The following is a 19,968-nucleotide window of genomic DNA, read 5'->3' on the forward strand; positions in this document are numbered from 1 at the left end:
GCGGTGAATTTAGCTGAGAACTTGTTTTATTTATAAGAATGATACGATAAATATTTTTATTTATTTAGCGCTGAACAAGAACTTTCATGAAATTGACGTCTGCGCGCTCAATCTATGGATTAATCCTGCAAGTCGTTCAGAATACGATAAATATTACGCCTGACCTGTGGCGTAAATCGTTTTTCTGAGATTGCTCGTAGGCGTGAGAGGGCGTCAGTACGATTAAAATATCGGGGAATAAAATGAAAAAAACATTAATTGCTTTAGCAGTGGTCAGCAGCGCTTCGGTAGCTCATGCTGCGGAAATATATTCACTGGATGGTGTCACCGTTAATTTATCCGGTGAAGTCGATGTGCAGTATTATAAATCTCAGGATGAAAGTCAGCATTCTGAATGGAATGTGAACGAAGCGAAGTTTGGCTTTGATATGACTTATGAGATGACTGAGGATCTGGTGGTTGGCTCACATATGGATGTTGATGCCAATGATGAAGAAGACAACAGTTCGGTCAGACGCGGTGATGTGTATGGCAAGATCATCTACCTTCAGTCACACACGATTAGTTTTGGTGCGCAACCGACTATTCTGGATGACTCCGGTATCGGGGATGACTATGAGTTTGGTTTTACTTCCTTCGTTGAAAGTGCGAAAAATGAAGGGGATCAGGTCATTAAATATAAATATGACGGCGGCGAAATGTTTTATGGCGGGCTGGCATATTTAGAGAATAAGAATAATACCAGTACGCCGGGCAGTAACGATGATTATCAGCTCGACGGCAATTTAGGTGCAAGAGTAGAAGATTTTGACTTTACCATTTTCCTTGCACGTGCCCAGAAAAATAAGATTGATATCAGTACCTACGATCTGGAAGTCCGTTATCTGTATGGTGACTGGCAGTTTGCCACAACATACGGTATCTCTTCGACGGAACAGGAAAGTGCATCGGATCGGGATAAATCAACGTATGGTCTGACGGTGAGCTATAGCGATGGAGGCCGGTTGGAGTATGCTGCCGGGTGGGCGGTTGTCGAGACGGATCATAGCATCAGTAATGCTGTGCCAAACGGTGATGTCAATGATTTCTATATCAATGTGACTTATGCTTTGTCAAATGATGTCGCGCTCTATGCCGAAGTTGGTTTGACGGATGAAAATGATCAAGAAACGGGTTATGTCATCGGTATGGATACGACGTTCTGATGTCGTCGGTGCGGCGGCTTGATTGGTCGAGCTGCCGCAGATTCATGAATGCATAAACAAACATCATTTAAGGGAATCATTTTGAAACGCACTCTATCTATTTTAGGCGTGTTCGCCGGGAGTTTTTCTTGCCTAACACTTGCAGCAGAGTTGACCTTACCGAGGAGTGTCGAGTTATTGGCTCTTGATGGTCAGAAAGTTGAGCATACCGAGGTGCTTGAGCTGCCGAAAGGGAAGCATCAGTTCGTATTTCGGTATGAAGAATCACTGCGTTTCGGCTCTCGTAAGAAGAAATATCAGTCAACGCCTTTAATTGTTTCAATCCCATTTTCTGAGTCGGCGCAGGTGGCGTTACGCCATTCTCATCTTCGTGACTATTCAGCGGCAGCGTCAGCATTTAAGAATGGAACCGTCGCATGGCAACTCGTCGATCCGCAAGGCAAGTTCACAGATCTTCAGCCGGTTGAATTGCCCGGTAATCCCGGCTTTCTGCCTTATCAGGATATTGAAGCTGCTATTGGACGCTATAATCGCCAGCATGGGATACCACTGTCATCTGGCGGCACGTCGGTGCGAGCCGAGCAGGTACCTGCGACAACCAAACCACAACAACCGATGAATTCCCGCCAAGCCGTTATTCCTGAGTCAACAGATGCTCAATATTCAGGTGATTTTGTGCCCCAGATTCAGGCTTGGTATTTACAAGCGACGGATGCAGAACGGAAAGCCTTGCTTAAATGGATGATTGAGCAGCAATAACAGTATGAAGAGAGGCCTCATGTTTGAAAACATTCTCGTGATTTGTGCTGGGAATATCTGCCGTTCTCCTTATGCCGCCGGGCGACTTCAACGTCTTATGCCATCTCATACGGTGCACTCTGCCGGATTACTCACCGAGAAAAGCGGGCTTGTCGGTGCTTCGGCATCTCCCGAGGGGCAAGCCATCGCCCGCTCATTGGGGATCGATCTGACGGATCATCAGGCTCAGCAAATTAACCCGGCGATGGTCGATGCTTGTGACTTAATTTTAGCAATGAACCAGAATCAGATTGATATGCTGAGCCGAATGTTTCCGAAAGCACGCCATAAAACGATGCTTTTCGGTCATTGGATCGGTATTAGTCAGATTGACGATCCTTATCAAAAATCCTCCGCAATTTTTCAACAAGTTTATGCTGTTCTTGATCGGGCTGCGAAAGCTTGGTCCGATAAGATCGGTCAGTAAACGATCTCCCTCCTAACGACACAGATTGATTATTTTTTAGTCTACTTGGTCAGTCTGTGCCATATTTATAAACATGTATCATAATAAAATCCCTCTACCTTTTGTCATGTATCCCAAAATAACAAGGTTAAACATACACATACAGCAACCTTACTTTTCTCTGTTATTTCAAATTGTTTTGCCATGCATGATCGCGCCTGATAAATGAACGAAGTTACTTATTGAAATTAAATGGATTTGTCTTGGTGTTTTTATTCAGTCATTTTCGCTGAAACGACACCTGAGGTAACTTGGGGATTTCCCCTTAGTTCATGATAAATAAAATCGCCTGTTTAATAATGAGGAGAGAGAAATATGAAGTTAGTTAGGTGGCTTTTATCTTCACATCACCGATTACTCGGTGGTTTGTTCATGGTGTGTTTGTCCGTGGTTGCGGCCATGGCTCAGGTCAGTGAGGCCGACTCAACGAATCTGCCCACGCCTAAACTACTGGAAAGTTTCGATTCGATGGCGGGATGGTCCGTCAATCGCGGGGGCGTTTTCCGACAGGTCTGTCCGGTGACGGAAGGTCAGGGAGCTATGGCAGTGCTGGGCAAGGGGGAAGAACTATCCCATGCCATTGCCCAGAAGGTATTACCGGAGTCGATCAATTCGAATGATATGGGCGTGATTACTTTTGCTGTGCGTAAGGTATTACCTCGCGTGACGAGCAATCTGAATGTCAGGTTTAGCACGGCTGGTGGTTCGTACACCGGTGTGAATTATAATCTCAATGTGGCCAACCTGAACTCGAATGCACCGTTGAAAACGTATTGGGTTGCATTTCACCAATCTGAAGATCCATTGTTGGCACAATCGGTTGATGTGACAAAAGTTCGGGTCAGTTCGCCGTCTCGCAATCCCCCTTATATGATCAACAATACCATTGATTCACTTTATGCCAATGCGAAAGGTCAACCCACGGTCGTGATCGGGTTTGATGATGGGGAAGATACGATAGAAAGCATTGCCCATCCCTATATGGCCCAGTATGGGTTGGTCGGCACTGTCTATGTTCCGACGCAGCAGGTTGGTTGGGTGAATCGACTGACTTGGGAGCAAATTTCGATACTGTCGGACGCCGGCTGGGCGATTAGTGTGGATGGTTCACCGGATGATACACCGATGACTGATGCCGCAGATGTTGACACGGCGGTTACCAATGCGATTTCCGCGTGGGATGAATTGAAACAGCATGGGCTTGATTCTGAAGCGATGTTTCATCTCTGCTATCCCGGAGGGAAATTTTTCGATACATCCGTTCGACCGATTCAGGTGACATCGATGATGTCGGATGGTTCAAACGTGGTGACGTTGGATGATAATTATCCGATCCATGTCGGGATGCGCGTCTATGGCTCGAATATTCCCAAGAATACCTATGTGATTAACGGCGGTGGGGAGTCCGTTGCTGCGGTCACTTTGTCTCAAAAAATTCCGCCACAAAATTTACCGGTCATGTTTAATGATGAATCCGGGGCGTTTTATTTAGATAAACTTCCGGCAGCGTTACATAAAGCAGGATTTAAATCAGGACGCATTACCGTCGGCGGCGATATGTATACCCGGTTTGGTTTTGGTGGCAGAGAGATGACGACCATTGGTCAAGGTGTCTCTTACATGACATTTAACCAGTTTTCTCCATTGCTCGAACAAGTCATTTTGCGCGGCACCACGATGGAAACTTATTTTCATCGGATTGTACCTGATCCGGAGGAAGGCTGGACGCCGGATACACCGAATCCGGGGATCGACGTTTATGAGTCATTTTTCAAAGCTTATATTGATGCCGTTGCTGAAAAGGTTCAGGCCGGAGAGCTGGTCGTGCTGACCAAACCACAGTGGTATGAGCGGGATATTGATAAAACGGTTCCCGAATGATAATTGAGGCGGAAGTCCACGGCTTCGCAAGATATGATTTGCGAGGATCATATCATTTTCGGAGATCGGATTGATGTCGGTCAGCATTCCCTTTTCGTGCTCACCAAATGGTGACAAAGCCGTCGCGGAAAGGGAATGGCTGGTTGCTGCCCATTCAGTACCGAATGGGTTGATTTGATACAAACTGCTACATTCTTTTTGGCTGAATTTCGCTACACTGGTTGCAAAAGTCGTTTTATTTTGTGGAGCCAGAAATCAATGACCCCCTTGCCGAATTACAATAAACGGATTCTTTTAGTTGAAGATGACACTGAGCTTGCTGGCCTGATCGCGGATTTTCTGTCTCGTTACGGTTTTGAAGTGATAACGGTGAACAACGGGACGGATGCCGTGAAACAAGTGGCTGATCTTCAGCCGGATTTGGTGATTCTTGATGTGATGTTACCGGGAATGAACGGCATGGAAGTCTGTCAAACGATACGCAGTTTCTATACCGGCTATATCTTGATGCAAACGGCTCTGGACGATGATGCTGATCAGATGAGGGGGTTGGAAATTGGTGCCGATGATTATGTGATCAAGCAGGTGCAACCCCATTTATTACTTTCCCGGATTTATGCTTTACTACGACGTTCAGAACGAAGATCACCGCCTGCCAGTACGACGATAGAACCCAATACTCTGATGTGTGGGCCATTGGTAATTGATTTAAGTAATCGGACGGTTGTATTGAATCAGCTCCCCGTTGAGACAACCACCGCAGAGTTTGAACTGTTGGTCTTACTGGCGAGTACGGTTGGTCAAGTGGTGAGTCGGGATGAGATTTTACAGAAAATACGCGGTTTTGAGTACGATGGTTTAGATCGGTCGATTGATCGCAGAATATCTCGATTGCGGCAAAAACTGGTGTTGGACAATGGTAAAGAACTGATCAAAACGGTCAGAGGCGTCGGTTACCAACTCTGTGTTTATTCCGATTGAACTGACCCGAAACCTAACCTTAAACCCACCGGGAGCCGTGAGCGTTTCGTCTACGTCGTAAATAGGATTTGTCTTCACCAGATAAACCGTTTCTTTTGCCAGTGTATAGCAGTTGGAACGACCAACGACCCATTGTGCTGTACTGAGCCCTCTGTACGCTGTTACAGACTGTCACACAGCGTCACCATAAGCCTCTCAAATCTCAGCCTTTGTTCAATGATAATGACGTTGTGATGCATTTTGTCCATTTTCATTGTAGTCAGAGGAAAAGTAATGAAAAAAATCATAAGTCTGTTAGGTGCTGCTGGTGTATTACTCGCATCAACGAGTGAGGCGGCAACATGGGTTGGAATTGAAACAGGGATCGGTTCGTCTGATTATGAATCTGCATCGGACAGTATTGATGCTTCATGGACAGGGGCGATTCAGGCCGGTGTGGATTTGAATCAGAATTGGAGTGTATTGGTCGGTGCACATATGGGTGGGGGAAGTAGCATACCACGCAAAGAAATCGGTGTGATCACCGAGTCAGAAGAGGAGCTTGATTACCGCGCGCTATCGCTGAGTCTCAACCGGAACTTTTACCTCACGGAACGCCAGTTTCTTTATGCGTCTGTGGGGATGAATTATAACCAGACAGAGGTTGAGCTGCATGGCGTCAAAACCATTGATGACGATGGAATTGGCTACAATTTACGAGCGGGATGGTTATTTCGTTTAAATCAACGCTTTTCGGTCAACGTCGGTCTGCAACGGTTAGGGATGAGTGATGTGGATGTTAACTCCGCCAATGTTGGGTTGATGTATCGTTTTTAGCCCCAGCCTGCTCCGTATAGAAGATGGCGGCACTTTTCATTTGGTGAAAAGTGCCGCCGTGGGTCAATTCGTTGCTTACGTGCTCAGAACGGCGTGACGGACGCGGATTTTATCGACGGGTCAATCTTAGCTGATTCTAGTCACTGTGATTGTTGCACAACCAGATTGTTTAAACAGCCAAGATCAGCGAGAATAGCAGCCTCTTACGATTCACATGACGGATTTGATCTGTGGCGCGCCTGAAAGGCAGCTTGAAACATGTGTACAAATCCGTTGTACAGATAAAAGATTTTATTCATGGCTGACCAGAATTTTCTTAACGAAGTTAATAAGCGAAGAACCTTTGCTATCATTTCCCACCCGGATGCGGGTAAAACCACCATTACTGAAAAAGTGCTGTTGTTCGGACGTGCGATTCAACAAGCCGGTACCGTAAAGGGACGTGGCTCGAATCAACATGCGAAATCAGACTGGATGGATATGGAAAAAGAGCGGGGAATCTCGATTACCACATCAGTCATGCAGTTCCCTTACAATGATTGTCTGGTCAACCTGCTCGATACCCCCGGACACGAAGACTTTTCTGAAGATACGTATCGGACACTGACGGCGGTTGACTCTTGTCTGATGGTGATCGATGCCGCAAAAGGGGTCGAGGATCGGACGCGTAAGCTGATGGAAGTGACCCGGCTGCGAGATACACCGATTGTGACCTTTATGAACAAGTTGGACCGGGATATCCGCGATCCGATGGAGTTGCTGGATGAAGTTGAGAGTGAGCTGAATATTCTCTGTGCGCCGATCACTTGGCCAATCGGCTGCGGTAAAAACTTTAAAGGTGTTTATCACCTCCACCGCGACGAGACCATTTTGTATTCTACCGGTCAGGGGCATACCATCCAAGAGTTGCGGATCGTGAAAGGTCTCGATAATCCGGAACTCGACCAAGCGGTCGGTGATGATCTGGCAATGCAGTTGAGAGAGGAACTGGAACTGGTCGTCGGGGCATCCAATGATTTTGATCTGGAGTTGTTTCTTCAGGGTGAGCTGACACCGGTATTCTTCGGTACTGCGTTGGGGAACTTCGGAGTCGATCATGTGCTTGATGGGTTGACTGAGTGGGCCCCGGCACCGTTGCCGCGTGAAACGGTTGAACGTTCAGTTGATGCAACCGAAGAAAAATTCTCTGGATTTGTGTTTAAAATTCAGGCGAATATGGATCCCAAACATCGCGACCGGGTCGCCTTTATGCGGATTGTATCCGGCTCTTATCAGCAGGGCATGAAAATCAATCATGTCCGGATCGGTAAACAGGTGAGCATTTCTGATGCGGTGACGTTTATGGCCGGTGACCGAGCGCGGGCTGAAGAGGCATTTGCCGGGGATATTATCGGCTTACACAATCACGGCACGATTCAGATTGGTGATACTTTTACGCAGGGCGAAACCATGAAGTTTTCCGGAATCCCTAATTTTGCACCGGAACTGTTTCGTCGTATTCGCCTCAAAGACCCATTGAAGCAAAAACAACTGCTGAAAGGATTGGTGCAGTTATCTGAAGAAGGTGCAGTACAGGTCTTCCGTCCGATGCAAAATAACGATCTAATCGTCGGTGCGGTCGGGGTGCTGCAGTTCGATGTGGTGGTTGCACGTCTGAAATCCGAGTACAACGTTGAAGCGATTTATGAGAGTGTTAACGTTGCAACCGCGCGCTGGGTTGAGTGTGATGATGCCAAGAAGTTAGATGAATTCGAACGTAAGAGCCAAGCGAATCTGGCTTTAGACGGTGGGGATAATCTCGCTTATATTGCGCCGACGATGGTCAACCTCAATCTGGCAAAAGAGCGTTTCCCGGACATCGATTTTCGTGCGACTCGCGAGCATTAATCGCGGCATTGTATCGCTATCGCTCATAAGATGATCGATACAAAAAAGCTCCCTGAGGGAGCTTTTTTTGCTCACGACGTTTAAAACCGATGTTACTTCTTCTTTTTGCCGGTTTTCTTGTTCACGACTTTTTTATCTTTGGTGGCCGATTTCTTTTTCTCCGGAGACTTTTTCTTTTTGAAGATCGGCTTTTTATGTTTGGGGCGTAACCCGTCAATGAACCGTTCTTTAATCTCTTCGTTCATATAACGCTGAATCCGTTCGATCATCGGTTGATCATGTGCTTCTACCAGAGAAATCGCGATCCCTTTTTTACCCGCTCGCGCGGTTCGGCCAATTCTGTGCAGGAACACGTCTGCTGTGCGGGGCATATCGTAATTGATGACATGGCTGATATCAGAAATATCTAAGCCACGGGCAGCGACATCGGTTGCCAGTAAAATATTGATGTCACCCTCACGAAAACGGGTAATGGCATTGTTACGACGCTCTTGAGGCATTTCTCCCTGAATCCAGGCACAGGGAACCTGACTGCGTTCTAACTCTGTGCGTAAATCTGCCAGCCGCTCACGGGTTTTCACGAATACGATCGCTCGCTGAGATTGCGTGGTCAGAATCTCTTTGAGCAGCGTATTCTTATGCGCTAAGCTATCCGCCCGGTGATACCACTGGGTGATTTTCTTTCTTTCTCGGCGCGGCGGCTCCGCACGGACTTCGGCCGGTTCGTTCAACAGATCTGCAGCGAACCCATCAACCCCTTTGCCTTCCAGTGTGGCAGAGAACAGTAAAGTCTGTTTACGCCAGCGACATTCAGAGGAAAGGCGGTTGACGGTTGGTGCAAAGCCCATGTCGAGCATCCGATCCGCTTCATCCAGAATCAGCCATTCGATGGCCCGACAATCGAAACGTTCGGCTTCAATGTATTCCATTAATCGACCGGGAGTTGCGACCACAATATCCTGTGTCGCATTGAGCATGTCGGCATGTTGCTGATATTGAACGCCCCCGGTAATCGTAACGATTTTCAGGTGAGTGAACTGAGCCAGTGTCTGGATCTGTTCCGAGACCTGAGCGGCCAGTTCACGAGTCGGCGTGAGGATCAGCATTCGGGCCGGTCCCGGTCTTTTACGGGGAAAGTCAATTAAGTACTGAATCGCGGGCAGGCCAAACGCGGCGGTTTTTCCTGTGCCTGTCGGGGCAGAAGCCATGACATCCCGACCGTCTAAAGCGTAGGGGATGGACTCGGCCTGGACTTGTGTTGGGCGAGTAAATCCTGCTTTTTCAATGGCTTCAAGAAGACAGGGATCGAGTTCTAAGTCTGAAAAATTTTTAATCACGGCTATTTCTCTGCTTGTCGAACGCTCTGCATCAAAACGCTCATTCATCAAACTATCTGTTAAGCTATCCGTTATCAGTGACCTGTGCAATCGGGATGGCAAAACTAAAGGTCGGCATTATAGAGACTTCCATCACGATCTTACATCCTTTTTTACATCTTCAGATAAAACGCTTGGGTAAGTTCGGTAAATGCGGCGGTATAGCGATTTTGTGCGCGGATGGTGAGGTTGGTGACTGTACAAGTATCGTGTGCCGATCGGCTGAGTGAGAATAGCAATCGCGTCGGTGGCTTTGTTGTTGTCGGTGAAACAAGACAATATCGGGTTAAGAACCAACCTTGTTGTTTGGCCTGCTCAATTAACGTATTTCCTTCCTGACAAGGCAGAATCAAGCTGATTTGCCCTGACGGAGAGAGCAAGTGTTGGCAGTGATGTAAGAGTTGTTGGTGAGAAAAACCGGCAACATGGCGGGCAAGGGCTCGTGCAGGCGTCATTGAAACCTGTCCGGTGGTAAAATAAGGCGGGTTACAGATGATCGCATCATAGTTCGAGTGGGGCGTAAAGGTTAAGATATCTTGATGTTCTACCTCAATTCGTGAAGCCCACGGAGAATTGTCCCGGTTATGGATTGCGGTCTGAATCGCTTGTTCATCAATATCGAGTGCGGTGATGTGTGCTTCCGGGAAGCGTTGAGCACAAAATAAAGCTAATAAGCCAGTGCCGGTACCGATATCGAGAATCGAGCGGAGATTCTCACCATTCATCCAAGCGCCCAATAACACGCCATCCGTGCTTACGGGCATCCCACATTCGCCACCGGATACTGAAAATTGTTTGAAATGGAATGTTTTGGGATGCTGTGATTTTTTCTTCATAAATATTGTTTCACCAGTAACAGACTTTATCTCATTGAAGTCGTTTTTAAACGATTTTCAGCGCATAAGACGTATATTTTAGCGAGATGTTGGCAAGAATAGCATGACCTTTCAAGGCCGCTTTGTTGTGCTGTTTTTGTGAATGTTTTGTACGAAATGATTTCTATTTTTGTATCAGTATTTTGCTTTTTTATTAGATTATTGTTCTAGTAAATGTGAATTTACATGGATCGATTGACTAATTGTTTGTGTGTTATTGATTATTTCATCCTGTTTGTTCATGATCGCGCAAAAAATGAAGGCAGTCTACTGCCGCAGTTACAAACACAACATCCACATAAGAAGGTGATCTGTGAAACAGACATTGAAATTAACCGATATTATGGCGGTCGGCTTTATGCTGTTCGCTTTTTTTCTTGGTGCCGGCAATATTATCTTTCCGCCGCTTGCCGGACAAATGGCCGGCGAAAACCTGTCATCTGCAATGAGTGGCTTTTTACTGACGGCTGTCGGGCTCCCGCTGATTGCGATTATTGCTGTCGCCGTGGCTGGCGGAAGCTGGCAATACTTAACCAAAGATTTACCACTCAAAGTATCAACGATTATGGCGGTCCTGATTTTTATCATTATCGGCCCCGCTTTTGCTGCGCCTCGTACAGGGCTCGTTGCTTTTGAGATGGCGTTTAAACCATTAGTCGGTGAAGGTAGCTTCTTTAATCTTACTTTTTTCTCTGTCCTATTTTTTGTGGTTGCTGCTTTCTTCTCTTGGTCTCAGGGAAAACTGATTAATTTGATTGGTAAGGTTTTAACCCCAACACTGTTTATCGGACTGATTATTGTGGCTGTTGGCGTGTTTATTCACCCACAAGGCCCCATTACTGCGGCGCAAGGCGCATATCTGGAAAAGCCTTTAACCACCGGTTTTCTTGAAGGTTATAACACCATGGATACCTTCGCTTCGTTGATGTTCGGTATGTTGATGGTTGATGTCTTACGCGGCAAAGGGATTACTGAGTCCCGAGCGACCACCAAATATCTGATTGCGGCCGCCTTTATCGCAGCTTCCGGACTCGCATTCGTCTATATTTCGTTGTTCTATCTGGGCGCGACCAGTTCAGCTATTGCTACCGGTGCTGATAATGGTGGGGTGATACTCAGTCTTTATGTGCAGGCGATGTTTGGTTACTTTGGTCAGTTTGTCTTATCGATCATTGTATTATTGGCTTGTCTGACGACTGCGATTGGGCTGGTTTCAGCATGTTCTGATTACTTTAGTTCACTAACGCGATTTAGTTATCACCAGTGGGTTATTGCGAACAGTGTGGTTTGTGCAGTGATCGCGAATGTAGGGTTGAGTCAGTTAATTTCACTGTCGATTCCGGTCTTATTTGCATTGTATCCAGTGGCGATTACGCTGGTGGCACTGACATTTGTCCGCAATAAACTACCCAATCCTAAAGTTGCTTACCGAGTCGCTTTGCTGGTGTCTTTTTTGTTCGCGCTGATTGATGCCTTTAAGTTTGTGGGAGTGGATGTTTCCTCTTTTAGCTTCTTACCTCTGTTTGATATTGGCATGGGCTGGGTATTACCGACTGCGATTATCTTTGTTGCGATGTTTGGCATGTCTCGCTCAGAACAATCCATGGAAATCAACGAAGCGACCAACTGATATATTGTGAGTGAGAATTTGCTTGCTATCCATCAAAGCAATTCTTGTCCCCAAATCACTGAACGTGCATGATTCCTGAGAACATGGGCGTTCGGTTCGATGCTGTTGTGGCTGGAAACTGATGTGGAACCAGCAATTTTTCCTGTATCTTCATCACGTTTTTCAGTAGAATTCTTCGGTTAAATTCTACTCTAATAAACGATTGAGCAATCATGTTTGAAATCAACCCGATAAAAAACCGCCTACAGGACGTGTCTGAACGCACAAATGTCCTGAGGGGGTATCTTTGACTATGATGTAAAAAAAGAACGTCTCGAAGAAGTCAACGCAGAACTGGAACAACCCGAAGTATGGAACGAACCCGAACGAGCTCAGGCGCTGGGAAAAGAGCGAGCCACGTTAGAGGCTATCGTTGAAACGATCGATCTCTTGGATCGTGGTGTCGATGATGTCGAAGGTTTGCTTGAACTGGCGGTTGAGGCTGAAGATCAGGAAACGTTCGATGAGATCGGCCCTGAACTGGATGAGCTGGAAGTGAGTCTGGAGAAGCTGGAGTTCCGTCGCATGTTCTCAGGAGAACATGACTCATCCGATTGTTATATTGACCTTCAGGCCGGTTCTGGTGGAACAGAAGCACAAGACTGGACGTCGATGTTGTTGCGGATGTATCTACGCTGGGCTGAAGCGAAAGGCTTTAAGACGGAAGTGATTGAAGTCTCCGGGGGGGAAGTGGCTGGTCTGAAATCCGTCACGGTGCGGATTCTTGGCGAATATGCTTATGGATGGCTGCGGACCGAAACCGGTGTTCACCGTTTGGTGCGTAAATCTCCGTTTGATTCCGGTGGTCGTCGTCATACCTCTTTTGCATCTGCGTTCATCTATCCGGAAGTTGATGAAAACATTCATGTTGATATTAATCCTGCTGAGTTGCGTATCGACGTTTACCGGGCTTCAGGTGCGGGTGGACAGCACGTCAATACGACAGAGTCTGCGGTGCGGATTACGCATTTACCGACCAATACAGTTGTTCAGTGTCAGACGGACCGCTCCCAGCACAAAAACAAAGATCAAGCGATGAAGCAACTTCGTGCGAAGCTGTTTGAGCTTGAACTTCATAAACAGAATGCCGAGAAGCAAGCGAATGAAGATGCCAAATCTGATATTGGATGGGGCAGCCAGATTCGTTCTTACGTGCTTGATGACTCGCGGATCAAAGATTTGAGAACGGGGATCGAAAACCGCAATACTCAGGCGGTTCTGGATGGGGACTTAGATAAATTCATTGAAGCAAGTCTGAAATCAGGCCTTTAAGCTTTTCACCGATATGACAGGTACATCGAAATGACTGATGCGATTCAAAACGAAACGACTCAAGAAAGTAACAGACAAGAAGAGAATAAGCTTATCGCAGAACGACGCGGTAAGTTAGATTATATCCGTCAGGATTGTAAGGCAAACGGTCATCCCAATGACTTTAGACGTGATAGTCAGGCCAGTGATTTGCAACAAATATTCGGTGAAAAGACAAAAGAAGAATTGGAAGCATTGAATCATATTGTGGCCGTTGCCGGACGAATTATGGCAAAACGGGGGCCTTTCTTGGTGATTCAAGAAACTTCAGGTCGGATTCAAGCCTATGCCAGTAAAGATGTGCAGAAAGATCTGAAAGCCAAATATCAAGGTTTGGATATCGGTGACATTATTGGTGTGAAAGGTGCGCTGCATAAATCCGGTAAAGGCGATCTGTATGTCAATATGGAATCCTACCAACTGCTGACGAAAGCGCTGCGTCCATTACCAGAGAAGTTTCATGGTCTGACGGATCAGGAAATGCGCTATCGTCAACGTTATGTGGATCTGATTATGAATGAAGATTCGCGCCAAGCATTTATCGTCCGTTCCAAACTGATTAGTGCCATTCGTCACTTTATGATTGGCAAAGGATACATTGAAGTTGAAACACCAATGATGCAGAGCATCCCCGGTGGTGCAACGGCGCGTCCGTTTATCACTCACCATAATGCGTTAGATATGGAAATGTATCTGCGGATTGCACCTGAGCTGTATTTGAAGCGTTTGGTCGTGGGTGGTTTTGACCGTGTATTCGAAATCAATCGTAACTTCAGAAACGAAGGGTTGTCTCCTCGGCATAATCCTGAATTCACGATGATGGAATTCTATCAGGCTTATTCTGACTATAACGATTTGATGGATTTGACTGAAGAGATGCTGAGTTCAGTTGCGCAGGAAGTGCTGGGTGCAACCGTCATGCCTTACGGGGATGAAATGGTTGAGTTTGGTGGCCGTTATACGCGTATGAGCATGTTAGAGGCGATTAAACACTACAATCCTGACCATGCTGATATTCAAAGCCTTGATAATGACAAGATTCAGGATCGTGACCTGATGGTCGCAATTGCTAAATCGTTGCATATCGACGTTGAATCATTCTGGACATGTGGTCAGTTACTCGAGGAGATCTTTGGTGAAACGGCTGAACCAAAACTGATTCAACCGACGTTCATTACCGGTTATCCGGCTGATATCTCTCCATTGGCTCGCCGTAGTGACGATAATCCATTTATTACGGATCGCTTTGAGTTCTTTATCGGTGGCCGGGAAGTTGCCAATGGTTTCTCCGAGTTGAATGACGCAGAAGATCAGGATGCACGCTTTAAAGCACAAGTGGATGCGAAAGATGCCGGTGATGATGAAGCGATGTTCTATGATGCAGATTATATTACTGCGCTAGAACATGGTTTACCACCGACTGCCGGACAGGGGATCGGTATTGATCGCTTGGCAATGTTGTTCACAAACACGCATACGATTCGAGATGTAATTTTATTCCCAGCAATGCGTCATCAGGGATAATTGACTAAATTTATCACTAGTTACGGATTAAAGTGCTGATAAATACGGAAAGCCTTTCCTTCGGGAAAGGCTTTGTTTTATCTGAAAGAGAAGGTAGGATGATTAGACCAGTGATGATTTCACATATTAGAGGAGTCGAAAGGGGGAAATATATTTCAGGAGTTGTCATCGGATAAGGAAAACGGGTCGTAGTATTTTATCGCTTCTGTTCTTTTTATGTAATTTCTTATGTTAGTCTCATAATTAAGAATATGCGTTTTTTAATTCATACCTATGGTAGCGTAATTATCAATAATTAATACTATATAAGCCCCCAAATAACATAACAATATGAATAAATGATAAGGAATAGTTCATGGGTAATCAGTTCCGTATGGACTCTGTGCCAGGTTCTCTTATCGTGGTTGGTGGCACGTATGAACCATGGCTTTCGGTATTAGAACAAGTTGGTTGGCGATGTTCTCAAGTCGGCGATTTAAGAAAGGCAGATGTTTTGTTTAATGAAGTCGGTCCTTGTATTGGTATTGTCGATTTAAGCCACGATGAGTTCAGTTTAAATGGGGTTGCGAACTTAGTTAGTAGTCATAGACAAGTTCGATGGTTGGCATTCATTCGCGAGTCACAATTAAGCTCAGATACAATATGTCAATTTATTGTAAACTTTTGTATTGATTTCTTTACTGCGCCAATTCCTGATGCGCAGTTGTTGAGCACGATTGGACATCAGCTTGGAATGTTGAAGCTTGAGAAAAAAGTATGGCCTCACTATGGGTTAAACGATCATTTTGGCTTGATTGGAGAGTCGGTTCCAATGAAACGACTCCGTGATCAGATCAAGCGAATTGGACCGACCGATGTGAGTATTTTGATTCATGGTGAAAGTGGTTCAGGGAAAGAGTTGGTTGCCAAAGCTGTCCATCATTCCTCTTCCCGTTCTAAAAAGCCATTTATCTCTGTGAATTGCCGAGCAATGTCCGAAAAACGTTTTGCGATGGAATTGTTTGGTATTGATGCTGATGATGATTTTGTTTCAATTCTGGAAAAAGCAGATGGGGGAACGGTTCTTCTGAATGATATTTTATCGATTACAAAAGATCAGCAGTTGAATTTACTCCGTTTTTTCCAAGAAGGGACGGTAGAGACATCACGAGGATTCCAGGCTGCGGATGTCCGAATCTTGGCCGCAAATGCGACGGATATAGAGAAGGCTTTGATTGATGGTAATTTCAATGACGAGCTATATCACTATATTAATGTACTGCGAATCAATGTACCGAGCTTAAAAGAACGTGTTTCCGATATTCCTTCAATTGCCCGTCATTATCTTCAGCAATTTTCCAAAGAATATAATGCTCAGGCCCGTGATTTTACCGAAGATGCACTTAAAATACTTTCCCGCTATCATTGGCCAGGGAACATTCGTGAGTTAATCAATCAGATAAAACGAATGGTTCTGATGTCTGATACCGTGATGCTCGGTGAGAGTAATCTGGATTTGCCAAAATTTGGGGATGGAAAATTAAGTCTGAAAAGTATCCGTGAACGTTCTGAAAAAGAAGCGTTGATGTTGGTGCTTGAGTCTAATGCCGGGCAAATTACTCAGGCAGCAAAAGAGTTAGATATATCAAGAGCGACAATGTATCGTTTATTGAATAAACATAATTTAATTTCTGAAGATATAAATTAATTATATTTTTGAATATCTTATTTTAGCAAAGTTGTATGGTACTGTTTGAAAGCCTTATGATTTCAGTAAGGCTTTTTTCATTTCATAGGATATTCGCATGACTAAAAATAGTATTAGTGAATTATTTCAACAAAATAATTTATTTTAGTTGAATGTCATCATGAATACATGAACGATTGTTAATTATTGAACTAATCTATTTTTTTACAGAATATTCATAGTTCATTGATTGATTTATTGGGAGATTACTATTAAATTATTGTCGTGGTTTCGACCATAAATATCAACTGGATTGTAACGACTAAAGGAGACACGCTATGAAATCTATATTCCGCATTATTTCTGTTTGTGTGTTTTCATCTCACCCTATTTGTGACTTGCTGACAAGCGTTACTACTTGCATGTCACGACAAATGAAACGAGATATTTTTAGTTAATCAATCCGTAAGCTTTTTTATTAGGCTGCGGAAATGTAGCAGCTTAATAAGTCAAAGAATTCAATTTCCTATTCTGCATTCTGTTAAGTGTAGCTAGATTTCCTCCGGCCATGATCCTTTAGGAGATACTGCTATGCGTCATTCATTCTACTTATCACTCGCAGCATGGCTCATTCGAGCTGATTTACGTCGTGAAGAACGGGTATGGAGAAGAAAAGTAAGTCGGAGTGCTTACGATATTCCATGGAATAACCCATATTTATTGCGTGATATCGGTCTGGAAGCAGATGGTCGCGCCATTGGTCGTTCAATCAATGAAGATCAGCATGTGACTCGTCGTATGCACCTGCTCAGGCAGTTTATATCGTTGCGAATACCGACATAACTGAACCAGGCCAAAAGGGGAGTAATCCTTTTGGCCTGATGCTCACTTAGCCCATAGATGACCTTCGATGTGGTTTAGGGCAGTCAATATCAGTAAAAATTACGGACAAGGGTTGGAGTAGGTCATGGCAATGTCATTGATTTTGCCAATGAGCTCATCCGACAATGTGACATCAATACTATCGATATTACTTTTTAATTGATCTAATGTCGTTGCACCGATGATGTTGGAACCGACAAAAGAGCGCTGGTTGACGAAAGCCAGCGCCATTTGTGCCGGATCGAGTTGATAATCTCGGGCAAGTTGAATATAAGCTTCGGTTGCTTTGATTCCCTGAGGCGTGAAGTAGCGTTTAAAACGTTCGAAGCGTGTACAGCGTGCTCCTTCCGGTTTGGCGCCATCGAGATATTTCCCGCTGAGAATGCCAAATGCGAGTGGGGAGTAAGCCAGTAATTTCACCCCTTCAAAATGACTGATTTCTGAAAGGCCGATCTCAAAGCTACGGTTTAGCAGATTATATGGATTCTGAATCGTGACAATCCGAGGTAAATCATGTTTTTCGGCTAAGCGAAGATAGGTCATCACGCCCCAGGGCGTCTCATTCGAAACGCCGATATAGCGAATCTTTCCTGCCCGGACAAGGTCGGTCATCGCTTCAAGTGTTTCAATCAGCGTTACTTCTTCCTGTTCAGGAAGTTCGGGATAGTTGAGTGTGCCGAAACAGTTTGTCTGGCGTTGTGGCCAATGGAGTTGGTATAAATCGAGATAATCGGTTTTCAATCGCGCGAGACTATCGTCAATGGCTTGGTGGATATTACGATGATCCAGAGCCATATTTTCCCGGATCTGAAGTGGGTTTCTTGGTCCTGCGTTTACAGGGCCGGCAACTTTGCTTGCCAGAACGATCTTCTCTCTTTTGCCTGATTTCTCAAGCCAGTGGCCAATAAATTCTTCTGTTCTTCCCTGAGTCTCCGGAGAAGGGGGAATTGGATAGACTTCTGCCGTATCGATGAAATTCACGCCTCGTTCGAGGGCGTAGTCAAGTTGGCTGCAAGCATCATCACATGTATTTTGTTGACCGAAGGTCATGGTACCAAGGCAGATTTTACTGACTTCTAATGTTGAGTGAGGCAGCTTTGTATAATGCATATGACTTCCTTTCTTGTTAGAGAACCAATTATCCAGTAGATCCGACTGCATATCTTCATTAGGTTTGAGCGTGGTTATATATGCTTCGTCATTCACTATAAGCGAAATTCCTACCGAAAAGGAAATAGAAATTCATCATAAAAAGTCGGTGACGAGTGACAGCATCGCACTGAATAGATCAAGGCTGGGACGATATTCGTTGTGGTGTGATTGTCAGCGGTAAATGATGCCGTATCTATATGAAGTGATGAGCGAGGATCTGCGCGGTAAATTGTGTCCGTAGATAAAATCCCCGGGGACGTGTCCGAATTATTTTTCCGTGATAACCATAAGCTTCCGTTTTGACACGGCCATTGGCTGCTTTAGGGCGTAATTGAAGGATCTCACCATGTCTGGCGGTTACTTGTTCGATCTGGCCGAGTACAATGAACTCCATGAGTTCTTCCCAGTCATTTTTGAGTTGTGCCTCTTGTTCTGGTGAGGGGCTCCATAATAGCGGTGCACCGACTTTTCTGTCCGAGAGCGGAATATCTCGTTCTCCTTCAACGGGGATCCAGAGGACTCGTGACAATTTGTTCCTGACATGACTGTTTTCCCAAGTCAAACCATGGATGCCGGTTAATGGTGCCACGGAGACAAATGTGGTTTCGAGTGGTTTGCCAACATAGCTGATAGGGATACTTTTCAGCTCAATGCCTAGTTTTTCAAAATCCTGTTGCGGTTTGCTTCCTGCGGTTGCACCCAAATGCCATTCGAGAAGTTGCCCGACCCAACCTTTATCTTTTTTCAAATCCATCGGGACTTTTATCTGGGCAATGTCTGCCAGTTCAGCAAAACTGAGTCCGGCTATCTCCCAAGCTCTTTCAATTAATTCACGCTCTGTCTTTGGTTCTGGTCTCATAAGATCTTTCGGATGTTCGTGGTAGAAGCGCAACCGTTTAGGATGTAATGCGCGCTAGTTTAACAGATGAAATGAGAGGTCGTCATGGTTTGTCTGAAAGTACTGTTCTTTGATAATGTCCTCAACTTATCCACAGGATGCTTGTGTGTGATGATTTATTGCTTCACCATATGGATAAATATACAGGTTTTTTCGCCGGGTTCTGTTATTTTTCCAGCAAAATCGCGATTGTTGTGTGGATAAAAATGGTGGTGGTTGATCTTTGTTCGATGTGGTGAGGCCGTTGATCCTTGTGAATTAAATTGGGAGCATGAGTATTGTGTTTTCTGACTTAATATGTTGATAAATAAGTATTAGATTGATTATTTTGGTGGCTATTGAAAGATTTATTGCGAGAGGAGAATCTAAATATTGTGAGTAATCTATCACTTTTTCACATAGTTACTCACAGAAAAGGTGAATAAGATCGGCTAAATTTGTCATCTTGTGTTAATAAGTTAGTTGTCTGAGATGAAATATCAAATTTAGTCCACTGGGTATTTTTGTTTTTATTGTCAATGGATATTTGCTACATCTGGGGATCTATGAAAAAATCAGGAGAAGTTAAATTTTATTAGAGG

Annotated in this window: 16 protein-coding genes; 12 read left to right on the forward strand and 4 right to left on the reverse strand. The window is 44.9% G+C overall.

Going from position 1 to position 19,968, the window contains the following annotated elements:
- Positions 1 to 242 precede the first annotated feature (242 nt).
- From OCU60_RS03180 to prfC, 7 genes are all read left to right on the forward strand, one after another.
- Positions 243 to 1,205: a porin gene (locus tag OCU60_RS03180; protein ID WP_074372842.1), complete on the forward strand. Its 963-nt coding sequence runs from the start codon at positions 243 to 245 to the stop codon at positions 1,203 to 1,205.
- A gap of 81 nt (positions 1,206 to 1,286) precedes the next feature.
- Entirely contained in the window at positions 1,287 to 1,964 is a 678-nt protein-coding gene (locus OCU60_RS03185; protein WP_159439457.1) for a YccT family protein, read from the forward strand.
- 19 nt (positions 1,965 to 1,983) lie between these two features.
- Entirely contained in the window at positions 1,984 to 2,430 is a 447-nt protein-coding gene (locus tag OCU60_RS03190; RefSeq protein ID WP_074372844.1) for a low molecular weight protein-tyrosine-phosphatase, read from the forward strand.
- Positions 2,431 to 2,784: 354 nt separating this feature from the next.
- Complete coding sequence (locus OCU60_RS03195; protein WP_074372845.1) at positions 2,785 to 4,350, forward strand: polysaccharide deacetylase family protein; 1,566 nt, start codon at positions 2,785 to 2,787, stop codon at positions 4,348 to 4,350.
- A gap of 258 nt (positions 4,351 to 4,608) precedes the next feature.
- Positions 4,609 to 5,331, forward strand: coding sequence for a response regulator transcription factor (locus OCU60_RS03200; RefSeq protein WP_074372898.1), 723 nt, complete (start codon positions 4,609 to 4,611; stop codon positions 5,329 to 5,331).
- Between the two features lie 273 nt (positions 5,332 to 5,604).
- Positions 5,605 to 6,147 carry a porin family protein gene (locus tag OCU60_RS03205; RefSeq protein ID WP_074372846.1) on the forward strand — a complete coding sequence of 181 codons (543 nt, stop codon included), beginning with the start codon at positions 5,605 to 5,607 and terminating at the stop codon, positions 6,145 to 6,147.
- 297 nt (positions 6,148 to 6,444) lie between these two features.
- Positions 6,445 to 8,034, forward strand: a complete 1,590-nt coding sequence (gene prfC, locus OCU60_RS03210) for a peptide chain release factor 3 (protein WP_074372847.1) — start codon at positions 6,445 to 6,447, stop codon at positions 8,032 to 8,034.
- 92 nt (positions 8,035 to 8,126) lie between these two features.
- On the opposite strand, the gene srmB is transcribed toward prfC, so the two are convergent.
- A complete protein-coding gene (gene srmB / locus OCU60_RS03215; RefSeq protein ID WP_074372899.1) occupies positions 8,127 to 9,371 on the reverse strand; it encodes an ATP-dependent RNA helicase SrmB in 1,245 nt (414 codons plus the stop codon).
- Between the two features lie 152 nt (positions 9,372 to 9,523).
- Positions 9,524 to 10,246, reverse strand: coding sequence for a tRNA1(Val) (adenine(37)-N6)-methyltransferase (locus OCU60_RS03220; protein ID WP_074372848.1), 723 nt, complete (start codon positions 10,244 to 10,246; stop codon positions 9,524 to 9,526).
- Between the two features lie 352 nt (positions 10,247 to 10,598).
- On the opposite strand from OCU60_RS03220, the gene brnQ reads away from it, so the two are divergent.
- The 5 genes from brnQ (at position 10,599) to OCU60_RS03245 (ending at position 17,298) form a co-directional block, all read left to right on the forward strand.
- A complete protein-coding gene (gene brnQ, locus OCU60_RS03225; protein WP_074372849.1) occupies positions 10,599 to 11,915 on the forward strand; it encodes a branched-chain amino acid transport system II carrier protein in 1,317 nt (438 codons plus the stop codon).
- A 212-nt stretch (positions 11,916 to 12,127) separates the two neighbouring features.
- Positions 12,128 to 13,226, forward strand: a protein-coding gene (prfB, locus tag OCU60_RS03230) for a peptide chain release factor 2 (RefSeq protein WP_139302108.1) whose coding sequence is annotated in 2 segments (ribosomal slippage) — positions 12,128 to 12,202 and positions 12,204 to 13,226 — 1,098 coding nt in all. Because the reading frame shifts where the segments join, the coding sequence is not laid out codon by codon here.
- Positions 13,227 to 13,256: 30 nt separating this feature from the next.
- Entirely contained in the window at positions 13,257 to 14,789 is a 1,533-nt protein-coding gene (lysS, locus tag OCU60_RS03235; RefSeq protein WP_074372850.1) for a lysine--tRNA ligase, read from the forward strand.
- Positions 14,790 to 15,144: 355 nt separating this feature from the next.
- Complete coding sequence (vpsR, locus tag OCU60_RS03240; RefSeq protein WP_074372851.1) at positions 15,145 to 16,476, forward strand: cyclic-di-GMP-binding transcriptional regulator VpsR; 1,332 nt, start codon at positions 15,145 to 15,147, stop codon at positions 16,474 to 16,476.
- Between the two features lie 570 nt (positions 16,477 to 17,046).
- Positions 17,047 to 17,298 (forward strand): DUF1127 domain-containing protein, encoded by a 252-nt coding sequence (locus OCU60_RS03245; RefSeq protein ID WP_074372852.1) that lies wholly within the window; start codon positions 17,047 to 17,049, stop codon positions 17,296 to 17,298.
- Between the two features lie 99 nt (positions 17,299 to 17,397).
- Here the strand turns inward: OCU60_RS03245 and OCU60_RS03250 are convergent, their stop codons facing one another.
- Positions 17,398 to 18,447, reverse strand: coding sequence for an NADP(H)-dependent aldo-keto reductase (locus OCU60_RS03250; RefSeq protein WP_074372853.1), 1,050 nt, complete (start codon positions 18,445 to 18,447; stop codon positions 17,398 to 17,400).
- A gap of 235 nt (positions 18,448 to 18,682) precedes the next feature.
- A complete protein-coding gene (gene mutH / locus OCU60_RS03255; RefSeq protein WP_074372854.1) occupies positions 18,683 to 19,348 on the reverse strand; it encodes a DNA mismatch repair endonuclease MutH in 666 nt (221 codons plus the stop codon).
- Positions 19,349 to 19,968 lie beyond the last annotated feature (620 nt).

The sequence above is a fragment of the Vibrio spartinae genome, assembly GCF_024347135.1.
In the GTDB taxonomy this organism is placed as follows: Bacteria; Pseudomonadota; Gammaproteobacteria; order Enterobacterales; family Vibrionaceae; genus Vibrio; species Vibrio spartinae.